General features: G+C 33.5%; 17 protein-coding genes. 6 read left to right on the plus strand and 11 right to left on the minus strand.

Features of this window, described 5'->3' with window-relative positions; genetic code table 11:
* Window positions 1–15: 15 nt before the first annotated feature.
* From DFQ06_RS01835 to DFQ06_RS01845, 3 genes are read right to left on the minus strand one after another with little or no spacing between them, the layout of a single operon-like run.
* Complete coding sequence (locus DFQ06_RS01835; protein ID WP_133965694.1) at window positions 16–1,533, minus strand: glycoside hydrolase family 2 TIM barrel-domain containing protein; 1,518 nt, start codon at window positions 1,531–1,533, stop codon at window positions 16–18.
* The gene (locus DFQ06_RS01840; RefSeq protein ID WP_052415277.1) at window positions 1,527–2,738 is read right to left on the minus strand and encodes a hypothetical protein; all 1,212 of its coding nucleotides are present in this window, start codon (window positions 2,736–2,738) and stop codon (window positions 1,527–1,529) included. The genes DFQ06_RS01835 and DFQ06_RS01840 overlap by 7 nt, the downstream gene beginning before the upstream one ends.
* A complete protein-coding gene (locus tag DFQ06_RS01845) occupies window positions 2,738–5,827 on the minus strand; it encodes a hypothetical protein (protein ID WP_133965696.1) in 3,090 nt (1,029 codons plus the stop codon). The genes DFQ06_RS01840 and DFQ06_RS01845 overlap by 1 nt, the downstream gene beginning before the upstream one ends.
* Before the next feature lie 183 nt (window positions 5,828–6,010).
* Here DFQ06_RS01845 and DFQ06_RS01850 point away from each other — a divergent pair, with 183 nt between their 5' ends.
* Genes DFQ06_RS01850 through DFQ06_RS01860 form a run of 3 tightly spaced genes read left to right on the plus strand, consistent with a single transcriptional unit; the run spans window position 6,011 to window position 8,033 of the window.
* Window positions 6,011–6,382, plus strand: coding sequence for a response regulator (locus DFQ06_RS01850; RefSeq protein WP_074936236.1), 372 nt, complete (start codon window positions 6,011–6,013; stop codon window positions 6,380–6,382).
* A 37-nt stretch (window positions 6,383–6,419) separates the two neighbouring features.
* Window positions 6,420–7,604, plus strand: a complete 1,185-nt coding sequence (locus DFQ06_RS01855) for a response regulator (RefSeq protein WP_042503884.1) — start codon at window positions 6,420–6,422, stop codon at window positions 7,602–7,604.
* A 9-nt stretch (window positions 7,605–7,613) separates the two neighbouring features.
* Entirely contained in the window at window positions 7,614–8,033 is a 420-nt protein-coding gene (locus DFQ06_RS01860; protein WP_052415278.1) for a glycosyltransferase, read from the plus strand.
* Between the two features lie 105 nt (window positions 8,034–8,138).
* Here the strand turns inward: DFQ06_RS01860 and moaA are convergent, their stop codons facing one another.
* The 8 genes from moaA to DFQ06_RS01900 all read right to left on the minus strand — a co-directional run bounded on the left by moaA (window position 8,139) and on the right by DFQ06_RS01900 (window position 14,887).
* Complete coding sequence (moaA, locus tag DFQ06_RS01865; RefSeq protein ID WP_133965698.1) at window positions 8,139–9,146, minus strand: GTP 3',8-cyclase MoaA; 1,008 nt, start codon at window positions 9,144–9,146, stop codon at window positions 8,139–8,141.
* A 63-nt stretch (window positions 9,147–9,209) separates the two neighbouring features.
* Entirely contained in the window at window positions 9,210–10,121 is a 912-nt protein-coding gene (moaCB, locus tag DFQ06_RS01870; RefSeq protein WP_133965700.1) for a bifunctional molybdenum cofactor biosynthesis protein MoaC/MoaB, read from the minus strand.
* A 26-nt stretch (window positions 10,122–10,147) separates the two neighbouring features.
* Window positions 10,148–10,591, minus strand: coding sequence for a molybdenum cofactor biosynthesis protein MoaE (locus DFQ06_RS01875; RefSeq protein ID WP_042494844.1), 444 nt, complete (start codon window positions 10,589–10,591; stop codon window positions 10,148–10,150).
* Window positions 10,581–11,681, minus strand: coding sequence for a molybdopterin-synthase adenylyltransferase MoeB (gene moeB / locus DFQ06_RS01880; RefSeq protein WP_133965702.1), 1,101 nt, complete (start codon window positions 11,679–11,681; stop codon window positions 10,581–10,583). Before moeB ends, DFQ06_RS01875 begins: the two co-directional genes overlap by 11 nt.
* 49 nt (window positions 11,682–11,730) lie before the next feature.
* Entirely contained in the window at window positions 11,731–12,534 is an 804-nt protein-coding gene (locus DFQ06_RS01885) for an NTP transferase domain-containing protein (protein ID WP_133965704.1), read from the minus strand.
* Between the two features lie 2 nt (window positions 12,535–12,536).
* Complete coding sequence (locus DFQ06_RS01890; protein ID WP_074936224.1) at window positions 12,537–13,277, minus strand: sulfite exporter TauE/SafE family protein; 741 nt, start codon at window positions 13,275–13,277, stop codon at window positions 12,537–12,539.
* Window positions 13,278–13,368: 91 nt separating this feature from the next.
* On the minus strand, window positions 13,369–13,707 hold the full coding sequence (locus DFQ06_RS01895) for a winged helix-turn-helix domain-containing protein (RefSeq protein WP_042494847.1): 339 nt from the start codon (window positions 13,705–13,707) through the stop codon (window positions 13,369–13,371).
* A 1-nt stretch (window position 13,708) separates the two neighbouring features.
* Complete coding sequence (locus DFQ06_RS01900) at window positions 13,709–14,887, minus strand: molybdopterin molybdotransferase MoeA (protein WP_133965706.1); 1,179 nt, start codon at window positions 14,885–14,887, stop codon at window positions 13,709–13,711.
* Window positions 14,888–15,135: 248 nt separating this feature from the next.
* On the opposite strand from DFQ06_RS01900, the gene nrfH reads away from it, so the two are divergent.
* The 3 genes from nrfH (at window position 15,136) to ccsA (ending at window position 20,494) form a co-directional block, all read left to right on the plus strand.
* Entirely contained in the window at window positions 15,136–15,735 is a 600-nt protein-coding gene (nrfH, locus tag DFQ06_RS01905; RefSeq protein ID WP_235833459.1) for a cytochrome c nitrite reductase small subunit, read from the plus strand.
* Between the two features lie 26 nt (window positions 15,736–15,761).
* Entirely contained in the window at window positions 15,762–17,258 is a 1,497-nt protein-coding gene (gene nrfA, locus DFQ06_RS01910) for an ammonia-forming cytochrome c nitrite reductase (RefSeq protein ID WP_042503890.1), read from the plus strand.
* A gap of 92 nt (window positions 17,259–17,350) precedes the next feature.
* A complete protein-coding gene (ccsA, locus tag DFQ06_RS01915; protein ID WP_133965710.1) occupies window positions 17,351–20,494 on the plus strand; it encodes a cytochrome c biogenesis protein in 3,144 nt (1,047 codons plus the stop codon).
* Window positions 20,495–20,540 lie beyond the last annotated feature (46 nt).

The raw sequence follows: 20,540 nt of genomic DNA on the forward strand, positions 1-20,540 counted from the left end.
CGTTCGAAGTGTTGATTAATTATTGGATATATATCTGAACGCGGGCTTGGTCTCTCCATTTTTGTTGATAAAACCAAAATGCTCCTGAGCTCGTTTTCTCCAAGGAAGTCTACCAACGACTTCTTTTGGTACTTCTGTAAAGTCGTATAAAGTCCAAGATATAAAAGCAATATCATGTTTTTTAAATATGTCTTGTGCTTTTTTATGAAACACAGCCTGATCCTCATCGTTATCTCCAAAAGGCTTCCAAAACCCATTGTAGGAAGACACACCATACTCACCTAAAACAATTGGTTTTATTGGTATTTCTGTTTTTAAGTGGATGTATTTTTCTTCCAATACATCTAAACTTTCATAATAATGAAAGGATATAAAGTCTAGTTTATCTTTAAGTATGGGTGCACTATCTATATTATTCCACCCAACAGTTACAGCGTGTTCGCTATCAACAGATTTCACTAAATTTATCATATTATCTAGCCAAGCAATAACGATATCCTTTCCTCTAGATTCAAAATCTAAATTAGGTTCGTTTTTAATATCCCAAGCTAATAAGGCTTCATGGCTTTTTAATGCCGCTACAATGGTTTCTGCATGACGTTGGTTTAGTGTCCAGTCTAGCACAGAGTAATCTCCATAAAAATCAAAAAGCGTAACAATAACTTTTAGTTTTTCCGCTTCAGCGACATCTAGGGTTTGCTTTAATCGATCTAGTTTTTTGTAATCTACTGTTGCTTTGCCAAAACTTTCATAAGGCACAAAAATCCGTATCGTGTTTAAACCCGCTTTTTTTATAATTTTTAAATCTTTAGAAATGGTGTCTAAATTAAACTTATCGCCATACATATTCCATGGGGAAGCTTGCGGATAATAATTAATCCCTTTTATTTTAAAATTATTAAGAGATATTTGAGCGTTATCCAATTCCTGGATTTTCGTGTTTTCTTTAACTAAATGTCTTGTACGCCAAAAACCATCTTCTAATAAAAACACCATTTTATAGGTAGATGTTTCTGTGGTTTCTAAAATTAAGGTATCGTTTTTAAAAACTCTCTTGTACTCTACAACATTATCATCGGTAACTACAGCAAGTTGACCGTCTTCACTATAAAATTCTAGGGTAGGGTGGTGTTCTAAAGTTGTAGCATCTATGGTGATGTTTTGTGCTTTGTTTAGTTCTATAAAGTTGAATAAATTTTCGCGAGCATTATCGGTATAATAATCTTTAATACCTGCTGGTTTATTGGTTTTGTAGGCTATTTGCTTTACATACCAAGCATCGAGATAGTTGTTTTGTAAGGCACTTAAGTTTTGCGAATCTATTGGGCGTCCTTCATTGTTTAAAGGCGCCCAAGTAACTTTTGGTAAATATTGTTCTACTTTTTGTATTTCTGTATGCAGCATAGTACTTCTATCTGCACCCGTGTTTAAGTAGCTAAATAAAGCACTTACACCAGAAATTATTAATGCTACAAGCATAATGTATGAGGCTATTAAAATGGTGCGTAATATGTTTTTACTTACACTTACCATAGTTTTGTATTATTAAAAGTTTTTTCTAATCCAGCGGTTTGGATTTTGATATTGTAGTTGTCCGGTTTAAAGATATCAGATTTTAGATAAAAATGAGCATATCCATCAACAGATGTTTTGGTATATTTTTCAAGAAGTATATCGTTTTTATAAACTAGAAGTTTTACTTGTAAGCCATCAGGAATCATTTGTTGCATAAAACTTTGGAGTGGACCCACATTGATGTCTCGTCCGTCTTTAGAAAATTCAACAATAAAATCTTCAATAACTTGTGTGTATGCTATGGTTATGGTGTTACTTTCAGACATACCTTCTACGTAGGCTTTAATGCTCCAATTGTCGCCATAATCTGGATGAATAATCTTAGCCGTAGCAATGCCATCTAGCGTTGTTCCTGAAGTTTTTAAAATGTTTCCACTTTTATTTGTGATGTAGAATATTACAAAAGTACCATCGCTTACAACGTTATCTTGCTTATCTTTTATTATTGTGGTTGAAAAGGTGGTCACTTGGTTACCATCGGCATAATTGTGAGGTCTGTGTGCCGAAATTTCAAAATCTACAGGCACGGCAGGCATAACGTTAATAGTGAATTCTTTGGAATTGATATTTAAACACTCCGATGATATGAGCATGCGTCCGCTTTCTTTTTTAGAATAAATATTTTTGAAAGCAATTAAGTTATTGGTAACAATATTATCGACTTCTTCTGAGGCTAAAAATTGATGCTTTGCATTTACAGTAGTATTCTTCGGAACGGGATTATCTAAAGAATCTGTTGGGATAATAACGAGCATGGTATAATCTTTACCTCCAGCCTCTATACTTGGCGGACCAATATAGGTTTCCATTGTTGCTACTTCGGGCTTAGGTACCATGTGAAATACTCCAGAAAGCGTGTTGCTTTTATAGATTAGCGACCAATTTACCACTCCAACTTTTTTATAAATATTTGCAGGGATTTGATAACGGAGTTTCTTGTTTTCTAATGTTGGGCTAATTAAAGTAGAGCCATAACTGTTTGAGCAATACAGCATAGGTTGCACGGCATCGGTAGTCGAAAACTCTAAAACTACGTTGGTACCAACAATATAATCGGTTTGTGAGGTTAGTAGTTTTATGCTCGCTGTATTTGAGTGTATAGATGTAAAGGATGATAATAAAATCAATCCTAAAATAAATAGATATGTACGTTTTAGTTGCATTAATTCGGGCTGCCTATATAAGTATTCATTTCAATTTTAATATAACTATAATCGGGATGCTCAATTTTTTGAAACTGAGTATTCGCATGGTTTTCAATTCGATTGGGCACTATTTTCTCTGAAATAGCATCGTTTGGTAAACCGTTAATAAAAATATTGGTCATATCATCATTAATAATTTTAACCGTACCATTTTTTAGAATCGGGTATTCAAAATGAAGTTTTCTTTGTTGCCTTATGCCTTCTTTTACAAACATATGGTCTACCCAAAGCATATTTTTATCTTCATTATAATAGGTTACCAATAACTGAGGAATTGTGATTTCTTGAATGCCGCTATTAAATAAGTTTCCGTTTATAACGCCATCTTCAATGTTTAATTCACTTAAAACAATATTTTTGTATAAATCTGATCCTGATACATTACCGGCTACTTGTAAATTGAATTTTGTTGGTTGCTCTTCAAATTCAACGGGCGTAAATTCATCTGGATTAAAAGTATCTGGAATAGAATCTTGAGTTTTAGACCAAGCAATGCCTTCAAAATTAATTCGGAAACTACTAGATTCCTTTGGCATTAATTTATGCTTTACATGGTATTTGGCATTATAGGTTGCTAATTGCTTATTATCATCATTATAGAGTGTTCCTTTTAAAATAACATCGGCAGGTACATTATCAATATTTTGTACTTCACCAATAATAGCATAGTGGTTATCATATTTTACAAGTTTAGCAGAAAGTACTTCTAAAACAGGTTGTTTTAAAATATCTTCATGATGCGTTTGCTCTGTTGTAATGCGCCTTCTACCTTGGTTAAAATATTTAGTTACATTATTAGAATATAGCTGGTCTGGAGGTAAATCGGAATTTAAATCATCGGGTTGTAAAAACCATTTTCCTTTGTGGCTAGACAAGGTTTTATAGTCAATCTTCTCTATTTTTTCTAATGGTGTAATCCATTGTGTAGTCACTTTTGCAGATGCTGTGCTATCATTATGCATGGTGACTTCGGTTTCTATAGCATCCATTTTGGCATAACTACTCAGTAAACCATCGGTAACCGATATTTCTAGCATATACTGTGCTATAGGCAGATTACTGTCAGGGTCAATTAAGCCATGTGCTGTTTCAAATTCTTTAAAATCTAACGCATCATAATAAGCCATAATAGCATTTTCTGGACTGCGCTGCGAATCGTTTTTAAGGTAGAATAAATAGATACCATAAACAACAACACACACCAATATAAGCGACCAAATATGCGTTATAAACAATACACCTCTGGGGAATTTAATGTATCGCGTAGGGTATTTTAAAAAGTCTGGTTTTTCTTTAATTTTTGTTTTTAAAGCATTAACCCATAGCATTTGTATGTTAATTACAAAAGCAATTAATACCGTTAAAAAAGGCATAATACCCCAAAGAATTTTTAACCATTTGGCTACATCTTCCTTTGGTAAAATAGCAGGAACAGGCGGAATATTTAAACGCTCCCAAACCATAATACCATTTTCTAATTGCCGTAAACGTTGCCAGCCACAATAGTAGAGAATGGGGTCGTAAAATTTATCGTTAGAAAATATATATTTTAGATTGTATTTTTCTGGTGTGGTTAAAAATTGCTGAAGAGATCCAATACCGGCAACACCTTTAAATTTAGAGTTTTCTAAACGTTCTATAGGGCGCGTTGTTAATTCTGGCAATCGTCTTGCAGAGTGGTAGTTCCCATCAACCGTCATGGCATTTGTTTGTGCACTTAACCAAGCCATCTGGTCTCCAAAACCAAGGGTTAAAAATCGCCATTTATCGTGATCATCTTGGTTTAAGAAATTCACAATAGGAAGCATTTTTATTTTTTGAGGTTGCGATGGCCTAAAGTAGCCTAAACTCATGGTGAACATAACCATAAACACAAATAAACCAGCAAGTATACCGCCAATAATTCTGTGATAAACAGCTCCAAATTTAGTTTGAATAAGTTCTTTTAAATCACCTTGTACAAACCGGTAAGCAAATTCACCAAACAGAGGGATAGACATAATGGAAGCCCACAGCGTAAAACGGTCTAAGGTTAAAATATTAAATGCCGTTTCACCAAGTATCTTTAACGGTACAGGTGTGGTACCACCAGTTCCTAAAATGGTACAAATGGTTATAGATAAACCAAAAAATAAATACCGCTTAGAATAGTATCTATAAAATATATAAGGCAAAACAATAAGTAAAGTACCCCAAGGAATCAAAAAGAAAACCAAACCAGAAGATGTGATTTCCAAGAAATTATCACGAGAGCCATGTGGTATAGGGACTTGCGTAATAGGGTTTGCTTTAGAGTTTATCCAATAAGGCAGAATACAGAAAATAATAATAACCAGCGATAGCATACCGAAACTTACAATACGCTTAAAGAGTTTAAAAAAACTGTTTAGAAAAACCTTAAAGGTTACTTCCTTCATGGTGTTTACCTGCTCTCGAGATACATCCATAATAACCATACCAATTAAAGGGAATATGAAGAAGACCATCCCGAAAATAGGTGTTACATGGTGAGATGTTACAGTTACCGATATTAGCGATAGCGAGGTAACTAAGTACCAAAGTTTACCCGTTTTAAGCCATAAATATATTTCGGGTAAGGCATGCATCAATACTGATACACCTATAATACTAGGTAACTGACCAAATATGTGTAACGTTTCTACAAAAGAAGACGAGAAAACGGCTAGAACACAAGCATATCCTGCCACCGTTTTATCCGATGTGATTAATAGAGAAAACCGGTAAGATCCCGTTATAAATAATACAATAGCAATAAGAGCTACAGTAAACATACCAAATTTTAGACCTCCAATTAAGGAGAAAAAACCAATGGATTGATGTACTAACGGCGGATAACTTTGAACTGTAAACCCCGTATACCACTCGTAATTCCAAGGCTCAAACCAACTGTTTGCATAATGATCAGCAAAAAATAAATGTATTAAAGCATCGTAAGTGGTTTCTAATGTAAAGAAAATAGAAGAGCCATGAAATGCGAGGCCAACTAGTAAGGCTACTATTAAATATTTATTAGATGTTTCTTTCATTAAGTGGTTTAAATCTCTAAGAGCTACATGGTAAAGATAAATAATTTCCTAAAGGCACATAATTTATTTATCTACAGAAATCTGCAACTCATCGACAGTTAAGCTAAGGTTAATCTAAATATAAATTTTAACATGGAATTCAGATGTATTTTTGAAGTATAATCCACTGAAACATTAAAAAAAATGAAAATATTAGCCATAGACGACGACCAGTTAGTGTTGTTACCGCTAAGGAAAAAATTAGAACAATTAGGATACAAAGTCTGCACCTCAACAGACCCTAAAAAAGGTTTTGAAATTTTTGATAGCTTCAAACCCAACCTTTTAATTGTAGATATTAATATGCCAAAATTTTCAGGTTTGGAATTTATCAGGTATATTAGAGACATTAAAAATTCGTCAATACCAATAATAGTACTTTCAGGAAATACAAGTGCCGAAGTTATTTCAGAAGGATTTAGATTTGGAATTAATGATTATTTAAAGAAACCAATAAGCTTAAATGAGATCTGTGATCGCATTAAACGTATAAATATTTATTTTAGAACCCATTAACCAATTCATTTAACCTACGAATTTTAAAAATTTTGTTATGAAAATATTAGCCATAGACGACCAACAGCTAGTTTTACTACCGCTCCAAAAGCGATTAACCGATTTGGGATACGAAGTTGTAATTGAAACCGATGCTAATCAAGCAATTTCGGTTTACAATACCTTTAATCCAGATTTAGTAATTGTTGATATTAATATGCCTGGAGTTTCTGGTTTAGATATTGTAAAATATGTAAGAAACTCTAAAAATGGGGATACACCAATTATGGTGCTATCCGGTAATACAGAAGATAAAGTCATCACTGAAGGCTTCGATTTAGGTATTAACGATTACATGAAAAAGCCGTTAAGCTTAAATGAAATTTCGGCAAGAGTAAAACGATTAATAGGTCAGCCAGATGTTGTAAGTACAAATGATACTACTGGAGATGGTGTAATACAACACCGTTGTGTTGGTGTGGTTATACCTTGTTATGATGAGGAGGAGCGCTTATTAAGTAAAGAATTTACCGATTATATAAGCACAAATACAGGATACCATTTGTGTTTTGTAAACGATGGTAGTAAAGATGATACCTTACGTGTTTTAAACGATTTAAGAAAAGGTAGAGAAGATTTTATTACAGTTTACGATTGCGAAAAAAATGGAGGTAAAGCCGAAGCCGTTAGGTTAGGAATGTTACACATGGCTAAACATGATGATTTAGATTATATAGGTTTTTTAGATGCCGATTTATCTACAGATTTAAGAGATTTCGACGATTTAGTAAAAACTATTGAAACTACAGATTTTAAAATTGTTAGTGGTTCTAGAATTAGTAGAATGGGGGCAAACATTACTAAGGAGTCTGCAAGAAAAATTATTAGTATGACTATTAATTTCATTATCAGAAAAATACTGGGAATGGACTTCAAAGACACGCAATGTGGTGCTAAAATTTTTAGTAAGGATGTTATAGAGCTTTCTTTTAGAGAAAAATTTGTTACTCAATGGATTTTTGATGTTGAAATTTTTAAAAGAATGACTTTACATTTTGGTACTGAAACTGCAAAAAATTATATCTGTGAGCAGCCATTAAAAAGATGGATTCATGCTGATGGATCTAAGCTATCCATGAAAGATTCTGTGAAAATCGTGGGACAGCTAGCTCAAATTGCTTGGGTATATAGAGGAAAGAAATCTAATGATAAAACAGTTAAGGCTTCTCGAGTGAAGGCCTAGATAGTTGTCATGAAGATTGGAGTAATAATAGTATTTAATAATAATGCTTTAGAGATAGAAAGAGGATTATTTGATAGTTTATTTAATTTTAGAAGTGAAGTTAAATTGTGCCTTATAAATAATGGCAGTAGAGATGATACACTGGATAAGTTAGAAATGTTGATAGACACATCTGGCTTAAACTGTACACTAATAGATATAAAACAAGATAAAGGAATAAACTTTGCTATTAAAGCGGGTGCCAGATATTTTTTTAATCAGAATAAATTAAAATATTTTGGATATTCTACCACATCAGATTTAAAAGTATCTGAAGATTTGTTTTATTTAATGAATGAGATAGAAAATTTTGTAAAAACAATGATTAATTTTCGAGCAGATAAAGTAGAAAGCACAAACAAAATGAAACCTGTGTTTTTCAAAATATAATTTAAATAAAAAACAGTTCCTACTTATGTTGTTTTAAAAACGAAACGCTAAAATCTTCCCCAGATTTTAGCGTTTTTTATTTTTATAAAATTCTTTACAATACGGTTAACCACCAATAGTTATCATGCTCCTATTGTTATTGTGTAGTTTGGGTTCTTGTAATTTTTTTAAAGTATCCATACCGCCTCGCACTTTAAATTTAGCTTGTACTGCTTTTTGGATAATTGGCTCAATAGAATTTCCTGCTCTCAAAGTTGTTAGTAGATCCGATTCTCCCGATGAAAACAAGCAGTTTTTTAGTTGTCCGTTTGCTGTTAAACGCAATCTATTGCAAGAATCACAAAACGGATTAGTAACAGAACTAATAATAGCAAAACTACCTTGGTAGCCTTTTATTTTATAGTTTTTAGAAGTGTCATTTGGAGCATCGGTTAGTCTCTCAATATCTTTTTCAGGGAAAGCGGCGTTAACCAATTGCATAACATCGGCATAAGATACCATTTTACTCATATCCCATTTATTGCCATCAAAAGGCATAAACTCTATAAACCGAACTGCAATGGGTAAATCTTTAGTGAAATGGATAAAATCGATAATTTCATCTTCATTAAAATCTTTCATCAATACCGCATTAAGCTTCACATTAAAACCTTCTTTTACTAAAAGTAAAATGTTGTTATAAACTTTTGTGAATTGATCTCGCCTTGTAATGTGCTTAAACTTTTCGGCATTTAAAGAATCTAAACTTACGTTAATATTATTAACTCCATTCTTTTTTAGAATATCAATATACTTATCTATAATTACCGCATTAGAGGTAATTGATAATTCTACAGGAAGTGATGATAGTTGTTCTAGAATTACAGGGATATCCTTTCTAATTAAAGGTTCACCGCCGGTTAGTCTAATTTTAGTAACGCCATGTTTTACGAAGATTTTTGCTATATCGTAAATTTCCTCGTAAGTCATTAAGTGGCTTTTAGGCGAAAGCGGAACACCTTCTGCAGGCATGCAATAGGAGCAACGTAAATTACAGCGTTCTATTAACGAAATTCGTAAATATGCGTGATCTCTGCCGTGTAAATCTTGTAATACGGGAATTTCGTTCTTCATTACTATTATTTTAATTTATTCTATATTTTCAGGTTTAAAAAACCAGAAGTAATCTTTTAAAAACTAATCGTGTCTAGCGCCTTTCAAAATCCTGAAACTATGTAAAACAGCAGGAAAAATAGCATCCATAGATTCTTTAGCACCATTTGTTGAACCAGGTAAAGCTAAAATTAATGTGTCTTTTATAGTACCAGCAACGCTGCGTGATAACATGGAAAACGGTGTACGGTCTTGTCCGTAATTTCTAATAGCTTCTTCAATTCCAGGAATACGTCTATCTAACAACGGAATTAAAGCTTCTGGTGTTACATCGCGCCCAGAAAGTCCTGTGCCTCCTGTATAAATAACCATATCGATACCTTCGGCCTCATATTGTTTGGCTTTAGCTTTAATATCTTCAATTTCATCTGGAATAATAACATATTCTGAAATTTTCACATCGCAAGATTCTAATTTTTCAATAATAGCTTTCCCAGCTTTATCTTCTTTATGTCCAGCGGAAATAGTATCGGAACAAACAACTACTGCTGCTTTTAAATCTTTTCTAAAACGATCTCTAAAATCCGATTTCCCACCTTTTTTCTCTAATAACTTAATTGCGTGAATCTCGATGCCTTTATCAATCGGTTTCAGCATGTCGTACATATTTAAGGCCACAACACTTGCTCCGTGCATGGCTTCAACTTCAACACCTGTTTTGTAAATGGTTTTTACTGTAAAAAGCACGGTGATTTCCAATCCGTTAATATCGTATTCCACACCGGTAAATTCAATAGGTAGAGGGTGGCAATCGGGTAAAATATCTGGCGTTCGTTTTACTCCCAAAAGCCCTGCAGCTTTGCTCATCGCAAAAACATGCCCTTTAGGCACGGTATCGTTTTTAATAGCTTCTATAGTTTCGGATTTACTTACTTTTACCACAGCTTGAGCGGTTGCAGTGCGTAAAGTTGTGCTTTTATGGGTGATGTCGACCATTTTCTAATGTTTAATCGTTGATTTGTTTAACTATTTATTTTCCATTGATGTGTTTCATCTTCAAAAATCTCTTTTCCAAAAACAGGAACATCAGCCTTAATCGCTTCAACTATAAATTCTAAAGCTTCAAAAACCACTTTACGTCTTGGTGATGATACAAATACAAATAAGCATATTTCACCTGCTTTTACAGTACCTAAACTATGGTAAATGTGCATGCAGGTAAGGTCGAATTTATCAAAAGCAGCCTCTCGAATATCATGAAATTTTTTATTTGCCATATCTTCGTAAGCCGTATATTCGATAGCTGCTACCGTTTTATTATCGATAACATCGGCACGAACTTGTCCTAAAAAAATGTTATGAGCACCAATACTTGTTTTTGTTTGATGTTTATAAATAGAATTCCCTATAAAGTCTGATGTTATTGGGCCTTCTTTAAATACGCTTTTAGGTTTTTTATCTTTCATTTAGTAACATGTTATTATGTTCTTTTATTTTACTTTGTATTTCGGCGGCACCTTCAACAATACTAAAACAGTTTAATATGTTATGTTCTAGTAATATGTCTACGGCTCGTTTACTTCGCATTCCTGATTGGCAGAAAATGGCCTTCTTTTTTGTGATATCGATTTGGTCTAGTTGATTTTCTAGCTGACTTAACGGAATATACGTAACAGGTAAATAGTCAATTTTTGGTTGTTCATGAGTTTCTCTAACATCAATAAATTGAATGTTTTTTTCTGATAAAACATTTTCAATTGAAATTGAGATAATTTCAACTTCACAATTCAAATTAATCGCTTTTAAATGAAAATTTTCTTTGTCTTTAAGAACAGATTTAATGGCAATTTCCGACCGTTTAATCTTTAAGGTTGTATTTTCTAATGTTAAGGCATTATAGCAAAATAGTTTTCCGGATAGTGTGTTGCCAAGTTCTAAAATTATTTTTAAAACCTCATTCGCTTGCATGGTACCAATAATTCCTGGAAGCACACCCAATACACCAATTTCAGAACAATTTGGTACAGTCCCTTTTTCTGGAGCTTCAGGAAATAAACAGCGATAACTTGGGCCATTTTTGTAATTAAATACAGAAACCTGACCTTCAAATTTATAAATAGCTCCAAAAACTAAGGGTTTGTTTGCTATAATACAAGCATCGCTAACTAGATATCGAGTTTCAAAATTATCAGAACCATCAACAATAATATCGTAGGCTTCAAATAAATTAAGTGCATTTTTATGCGTTAGTTTTTCGGGATACGCTTTAATAGAAATATCATTATTTAAATCTTCTAAACGGGCTTTAGCTGCTTCGGCTTTATTTTTGCCTAAGGTTGAGGTACCATATAAAATTTGACGCTGTAAGTTTGAAATATCAACAACATCAAAATCTATAACACCAATGTTGCCAATGCCTGCAGCGGCAAGGTACTGTAAAATAGGGCAGCCCAAGCCACCTGCGCCAATAACTAAAACTTTAGCATTAGAAATTTTATCTTGGCCTTTTTGACCAATTTCCGATAAAATAATATGTCTGTTGTATCTGTTATTCATTTTTTACTAATTCAATAATTATGTAATTTTTTCTATTAGATTGAAAATTTTACCCGCCGGCAAAAGGTGGTAATAATGCAATGTCTTGTCCAGTAAGCTTAGCGTTTTCCGAAACTAATTCTTGATTTTGAGCGACTTTAAAATCGTTAGATTCTAAATTTTTGTATTTGGAATAAAGAAACTTTAAAAGTGCCGAAACATCACCTCCTGAAAACTCAATTTGCTCTTCTGTAATCTCTGTGATTTCAGAAATTTTCCCAAAATATTTTATATGTATCTGCATGCGTTTTAGCTGTTTTAATTCATCTTTAGTATTCACATTTGTTGTAAACTTGGCTTCATTTTTATTTAGAGAAATACTCTTAACGCTACATTGGTTTACTGCAAATTGTAATTTTCGTTCACCCGAGTTTAATAGCCTCTCAAATTTAGTTTTGCAAGATTTACTATAAAGTGCAATCAGTGGCATTTTTCGATTATTACTTTCTATTTGAATGACTTCGGAAGTGTCATCGATAGCCGAAATTAACTGTCTTAAAACATCCGAATTTATCAAAGGAATATCGCAACTTAACACCAAATTATAATCTGTTCTAGATTCTTTTAAACCAGAATAAATCCCAGCTAAAGGTCCTGCATTTTCAATAGAATCATTAACACGGTTTAAGCCAAAAACATCATAATCTGTATTATTTGATACTATTATAAGTTTTGAAGCTACCGGCTTTAAAGCATCGATGCTATGTTGCATAAACGATTTGCCATTCAGCATTAAAAAGCCTTTATCAGTACCCATTCTAGTGCTTTTTCCGCCTGCAAGAATAATACCCGTTATGTTCGTTTTATCTATCATATTTAAGTGAAAAATAATTTGCCGCAGGCAATAATTAACACAAAGGCTAAAATATAGCGCAGTTGCATGTTGTTTATTTTTTTACTTCCGAAGTAACCACCTAAAACACCACCAATTAAAGCAATGCCTACTAATAAAAAGGATTCCTTTTGAAGTGTTACACCACTATATAATTGACCAACCAATCCTGATGCTGAATTTACCCAAATAAATAGTGCAGAAACGGCTGCGGCTTCCTTCATTTTACCCCAATGAAATAGTAAAATTACCGGACTTAAAATAATGCCGCCACCAATACCAATGAGCCCGGAGAAAAAACCAATTATACTTCCGAAAAAGAGGCCCTGCCAAAGTTTTACTTCTTTTATATTGTCACTTTCTTTTCCAAAAACATTAAGCATTTTTAATATGGCAAAAATGAGTAAAACGGCCAATATTTTTTTATAGATAGAAGCGTCGATTTCAATAGTACCGCCAAAAAAAGCAAATGGAATAGAAGTTATTGCAAAGGCTAGAAATAGTTTTTTATTAAAAAATCCTGCTTTAAAATAATAGTAAAATGAAATTCCTGCCACAAATAAATTAAGCAATAGGGCCGTGGGTTTCATTGTTTCTGGAGCAAACGAAAACAAAGCCATAAGGGCTAAATAGCCACTTGCACCTCCATGTCCAACACTAGAGTATAGAAAGGATACAATGGGTAAAATAATTAGAAACAAGGTTATGTTTTCGGTTTGTAACATTTTGTTTAGTTACTGATTATTTGTTTATGATTGTTGTATTATTTTTTAAGACAACTTGAGACTGCATTTTGAGTACTTTTTTTACTGAATACTATAATTCATCAAGTTTCTGAATTTGTTCATCTAAAAAATTCCAACAGTTTTTATTTATTTCATCGAACACGGCAATTAATTGTTTGCCATAATCTGTTAATTCTGCACCTCCGCCACCTTTACCGCCAGTACTATTTATAGTTACAGGTTTTTTAGCTGATTTGTTTACAGAATCTATTAACGACCATGCTTTTTTGTATGATAACCCTAATGTTTTTGCTGCTTTAGATAAAGAACCTTCCGTTTCAATAGCTTTTAATAATTGTACGCGGCCTTCGCCTAAAAGCACATGGTTTTCAGATTCTATCCAAATTCTACTTTTAATTTTGTAGCTCATATTATTCGGGTAAAATTATGGTTTCAACTGTTTTTCCTATGGTAATTTCTTGTGCGTTTTCATCCATAAAAACTAAGGCATTGGCCAAGGCAAAGGTTTGTTGCATGGCTGAACTTTGTCCTTCTAGAATTTCAACTTCACCATTATTATAAATGGCTTTTAAAAACTGAGGTCTATCACCTTTTTTTAGAAAGTGTGTTGCAGATTTAGCTGAAACCCGCTTTAATTCTAGATCCTCACGATTCATCATTTGCTGTAAGGCTATGTGAACATAAACGTAAAAACAAGTAAGTGCCGCAGCAGGATTACCCGGTAATGCAAAAACTTGAGTCGCTCCTTTTTTTCCATAGAACAAAGGTTTGCCTGGTTTTTGCTTCACCTTATAAAAAAGTTCTTCAACATGTAATTCGGTTAAGGCTCTACCAACAAAATCGTAATCTCCAACCGATATACCTCCTGTAATAATTACGAGGTCGTTTTCATTAATCGCTGTTTTTAACTGAGCTACTGTCCTTCCATAATTATCAGCAACATTATATAGGTTAATATCGTAGAATTTTAAATTGTAAAGCGCACTCAGTAACATTTTTGAGTTGCTTTCATATATTTTTCCGTATTTTAAATTGGTTCCTGGTTCTACCAATTCATTGCCTGTGGTGATAATAGCTATAGATGGTTTTTTGTATACAGAAACTGTTGTAATGCCCAAAGATGCTAAAAACCCAATGGCTGCAGGTGTCAGTTTTGTGCCTTTTTTTAAAGCTAAATCATCATATTTTACTTGCTCTCCTAAGGGACGAATATTTTGGTTTATAGAGACATCACCTTCAATTTTTATTAATAGTTTTTCAACAGTAACTTTTTCTTGCATAACCACTGCATTCGCAGTTTTTGGCACAGCTGCACCTGTGAAAATTCGGTAGGCTTCTCCTGGTTTTAATATGGGTTGGTGTTCATCGCCTGCTTGAATTTCACCCATTAAGCGGTAAGTATTGCTTTCGTGTAAGCTTAAGGCGTAACCATCCATTGCCGATTGATTAAACGGCGGCATGTTAATCGGTGATTTAATGTCTTTAGAAAGTATATAGCCACCAGCTTTTTCAACTGTTTTAATAGTTGTTTTCATTAGAGCATTGGTGTTTGCCTTTACTGTAGATATGGCTTGTGCTATGGAGATCATATTATAAATATCGTTATGTATTAGCAAATATAACGATATTAATTTTTAATTCAACTTTTTTTGTAACATGACATTTGTCATTTTATTCTGTTAAAAAAATTAACATTTTTGCGAAGTCATTGGGGAATTGCATTTTTATTATTGGTTCAACAAGAAAAAAAATGTATTTTAACATAATATTAGTAGTTAGTTTTTTACAACTAAATAAGAAAAGGCAGTTAAATAATAAACTCGAATAATTTATACTTGTGGATATACAAAACAAATTATTACCAAATAAAAAATCTAGATGGCGAACAATAGCGGTTTTTTTTATAGCTATTATCACAGGTTTAGGTTTATTTATGACGAAAGAAGCCGAATTGGTTTCTTACATGTCTGATGATCCTTTAGCTTGTGTAAACTGCCATGTCATGACGCCGGTTTATAACAGTTGGATGCATAGTTCGCACAGAGAATGGGCATCTTGTAATGATTGTCATGTACCACATAACAACATATTTAATAAGTACTACTTTAAAGCGAAAGATGGTTTGTTTCATGCATCGGTTTTTACGTTAAGAGCAGAGCCAGAGGTGATGTTTATGAGAGCGGCATCTCAAGAGGTGGTTCAAAATAACTGTATTCGTTGCCATGTGCAGCAAGTTACACAAGTAAAGTATGATGGATATATAGAAGATCATGCTAAAAATAGAACGGAAAGGCAATGTTGGTCTTGCCATCAAGAAGTGCCTCATGGTACGGTACATGGTATTTCAACAATAAAAAGTAATATAGCTCCAATACCAACAGATAAGGAAGAGGCTGTAATACCAAGCTGGTTGGAAAAAGAAATGGAAACCAAATAGATTTTAAAATAAATTACACTTAATACATGAAAAACAAGGTTTTATTTATTGTGACAGTAGTAGTCGTATTTCTACTGGGATTATTAGCATCAAGTATTGTTAATAGGAAAAACGAGGCTAAATATCAATATGTTCCAAAGGTTAACATTGGAGATAATGAGCCAAGAAATGCCGAATGGGGAAAAAATTATCCAGCCGAGTATCAGTCCTTTTTACAAACAGCCGACACTAGTTTTGCAACTTACCAAGGTGGTTCTGCTATGCGCGATATGCTAGATGAGGATACTAATTTAGTTGTGCTATGGGCTGGTTATGGTTTTTCTAAAGATTATAGTCAAGGTCGTGGTCACATGAATGCTATTAAAGATATAACAAACTCACTTAGAACTGGTGGACCTAAAGGAGAAGGTGATGGACCAATGCCTGCTACATGTTGGACGTGTAAGAGTCCCGATGTACCACGTTTAATGAATGAAAAAGGTATAGCCGAATTTTATTCTGGTAAATGGGCAGATAAAGGCGATGAGATTGTAAATCCAATTGGTTGTGCAGATTGTCATGATTCTAAAACTATGAAATTAACCATATCTCGCCCTGCTTTGGTTGAAGCTTTTGATGCTATGGGGAAAGATATTAACCAAGCAACACACCAAGAAATGCGTTCTTTAGTATGCGCACAATGTCACGTAGAGTATTATTTTGATAAAAAATTACCAGGAAAAGAAGGTGTACCTTATTTAAAATTACCTTGGGAAAATGGGATGTCTGTAGAAGCTATGGAAGAGTATTATGATGCTATTGAATTTAGCGATTGGACACATAAATTAAGCCGTGCGCCAATGTTGAAAGCACAGCACCCAGGATATGAAACTTACTTAACAGGAGTTCACGCCGATCGTGGTGTATCTTGTGCAGATTGCCATATGCCATATAAGAGTGAGGGCGGACAAAAATTTACAGATCACCACATACAATCTCCGTTAAACAATGTGTCTAATGCGTGCCAAGTGTGCCATAGAGAAGATGCTGATAAGTTAAAGATGAATGTTTACGATCGTCAACGTAAAACAGCCGAAAACAGATTAAAATTAGAAGGTTTTCTAGTTAAAGCTCACGTAGAAGCTAAAAAAGCTTGGGATTTAGGAGCAACAGAAGAGCAAATGAAAGATATTTTAATGGATATCCGTCACGCACAATGGCGTTGGGATTATGCCGCCGCATCTCACGGTGCATCTTTTCACTCGCCTGTAGAAACCGCTAGAGTTATCGGTAGTGGTTTTACTATTATTCAAGATGGTCGTGTTAAATTAGCACGTTTACTTGCTGAGTTGGGCCATAATGAAGCTGTAACTATGCCAGATATTTCTACTAAAGAAAAAGCTCAAGAGTATATTGGTTTAGATATGGAAGCTTTAAGAAAAGAGAAAGCAGAATTTAAGAAAAACCTAGTACCAAAATGGTTAGAGGCTGCTAAAGAAAGAGAATCTAAATATGGCGCAAAAGATGTGTCTTTAAATAATTAAAGATTAGTATTAGTTTTTAATAATTAGGAAAGATAGTTTTTGATGATTAGTGATATCACCAAAACTATCTTTCTTTTTTTTAATAAAGTTTTATGCAGAAATTATACAAGTTTTTTTCATCATCAAGGTTGGCTCTACTTTTATTACTAACATTTGCCGTATCAATGGCTGTAGCCACATTTGTTGAAAACGATTATGGAACAAAAACAGCTTGGATAATCATTTACGACTCTTGGTGGTTTGAGATGGTTATGGTTGGTTTAGCTTTTTCATTCATCGCCAATATTTTTAAGTATAACTTATTAAAGAAAGAAAAGTGGGCCATTTTACTGTTCCATTTATCTTTCATTGTCATCATTCTCGGTGCAGGAATTACACGTTATACCTCTTATGGTGGCGTTATGCGTATTCGAGAAGGGCAATCGTCTAATGTGGTTATTTCAGATGCTAATTTTTTATCAGTAACTATTACTGATGGAAAAACGTCTAAAACGGTAAAAGAGAAACGATCGTTTTCATCTATAAAAAATAACGATTTCACATTAAAAACAGATTTTGAAGGCGCAACAGTAGCGGTATCTTACAAAGATTATGTAGAAGATGCCATTGCCGAAGTTGTAGAAGATGAAAAACATGGTGAGCCCCTGTTAGAAATGGTAGTTACCGAAGGAAATGGTAGAAATACCATATACCTTAAAAAAGGAGAAATTGAAAAGATAGGAGAGCATCAGCATGAAATTGGTTTCAATTCTGATAAAAAAGGTATTATTAATATTGTTGAAGAAAATGGTGCTTTTAGTATCGATTCTCCTCACAATTTAGATTTCTTTATCATGTCGTCACAACAAGCAGGAGTTATTCCTAAGGATAGCTTACATGCCATTACATTAAGAACATTATACCGATCGGGCGATATTTCATTTGTACCATTAACGTACTTCGAAAGCGGAATTTTTCATTTAAAAAGTGAATCTGAAGATTCTAAAGAAAACGATAAAATGAAGGATGATGCATTACTCGTTAATGTATCTGTAAATGATGCTGAAAAGCCTTTAAATATATTGTATCGCGAAGGCTTTTTACCAACACACCACGAAGTCAATATCGACAATTTAAGAGTGATTTTATCTTATGGAGCGGGAGCAATAGAAACGCCGTTTTCTATTCAGTTAAATGATTTTCAGTTAGAGCGTTACCCCGGTTCATCGAGTCCATCAGCTTATGCTAGTGAAGTTACTATTTTAGATAACGATGAAAAAACACCGTTTAGAATTTTTATGAATAATGTGCTAGATTATAGAGGCTATCGTTTTTTTCAGGCTAGTTATGATACTGATGAAAAAGGAACTGTTCTTTCTGTTAATCATGATAGTTTAGGAACTTGGATTACGTATTTAGGATATGTACTGATGACGTTGGGTATGTTTTTTACCCTTTTCGGAAAAGCATCTCGTTTTCATTTAATTAATAAAAAACTGAAACATTTAAAAAAGAAACATGTAGCTGTTGTAATGTTGCTTTTTAGTTTACAAGCTTCATTTGCGCAGCAATTAAACGATTCTACAGCACAACAAATAGAGCGTTTAGTAAAATCGCAAGAAGTAGATCGCGCACATTCCGATTATTTTGGTAAAATTTTGGTGCAAGACCTTGATGGTAGAATAAAACCTGTAAATACATTAGGTTCTGAGTTTTTGAGAAAAATATCAAGAAAATCGAGTTTTTCTTATGAAGTAAATGGTGAAAAAGTGACTTTTGATGCCAATCAAACGTTTTTAGCCATGCATATAGCACCGCACGTTTGGCAGAAAATACCGCTTGTTAAGGCCGATTTTGATAAAACAGGCGACCTTTTTAAAGATGTGGTAGTTGGTACAAATAATCTATTGCCTTACACTAGCTTGCTAGATGCTAAAGGCGATTATATTTTAACCAATCAAGTTGAAGAAGCTAACAAGAAAAAGCCTGCAGAACGTAATGAGTTTGATAAAGAGGTTTTAAAAGTTGATGAGCGATTTAATATTTTATATAATTTATTTGCTGGAAATTATTTAAAGATCTTCCCAAATAAGAATGATGCCAATAATACTTGGTTTAGTTTTAAACATCATTTTAGAGATTTCCCAGAGGAAGATGCTCAGTTCGCGCAAAGCATTATTCCATCTTATTTTAATGACATTGTAATGCTTAAGTATGATGATGCTCAAGAGAAATTAATGTACATTAAAAAATATCAAGAGGTTTTAGGCGCAAGTGTAATACCAACTCCGGAGCGTATAGAAGCAGAACTTTGGTACAATAAGGCCAATATTAATTTTTGGTTATTTCAGGTGTTTTTTGCGCTTGGATTGATATTGCTCGTTCTGGCTATTGTAAAAATGTTTGTGCAGAAAAAAGGTATAGAGTTTTTCAATAATATACTTATAGTGCTAACTCTAGTTTCATTTCTATGCTTTACAGGAAATATTATTTTACGTTGGTATGTGGCACAACATGCGCCATGGAGTAATGGTTATGAGATGTTAGTTTTTGTGTCTTGGGTGTTACTGCTATGCGGACTACTTACGTTTAGAAAATCAGATTTTTCTTTACCACTTGCTACCTTATTTTCCGGGGCATTATTATTTGTAAGTTATTTAGATTGGTTAAATCCGGAGATTACCAATTTAATGCCTGTTTTAAAGTCGTATTGGTTAAAAATACATGTGGCAACCATTGTTAGTAGTTATGCGCCATTAGCATTGTCTGCTATTTTAGGTTTAATGGCATTGTTGCTTTATATTTTTAAAACGCCAAAAACTAAGGCAATTATAGAAGTTAAAATTAAAGAGCTGACTTATATTAATGAAATAGCCATGACTATTGGTTTGTTTGTATTAGCTGTAGGTACGTTTTTGGGAGGTGTTTGGGCTAATGAGTCTTGGGGACGCTATTGGGCTTGGGATCCAAAGGAAACATGGGCTTTAATAAGTATTATTGTTTATGCTATCGTTTTGCATTTAAGATTTATCCCGAAGCTGAACAACAACTTTATTATAAACGTAGCGAGTATGTTTGCTTTTTGGTCTATTATCATGACGTCTTTTGGAGTCAACTATTACTTGTCTGGTTTGCATAGCTATGCCGCTGGCGATCCGTTACCAATTCCTAATTTTGTTTATGTCTTAGCTGCTTTTATGGTTATTGTAACGCTTTTAGCGTATTACAGAAAGAAGACTTTTTGTCGTAAAAAATGAGAGTAGTAGAATAGATTTAAACCCTTAATCGATAGAAAGATATACA

The sequence above is a fragment of the Algibacter lectus genome (assembly GCF_004368925.1).
Lineage (GTDB): Bacteria > Bacteroidota > Bacteroidia > Flavobacteriales > Flavobacteriaceae > Algibacter > Algibacter lectus.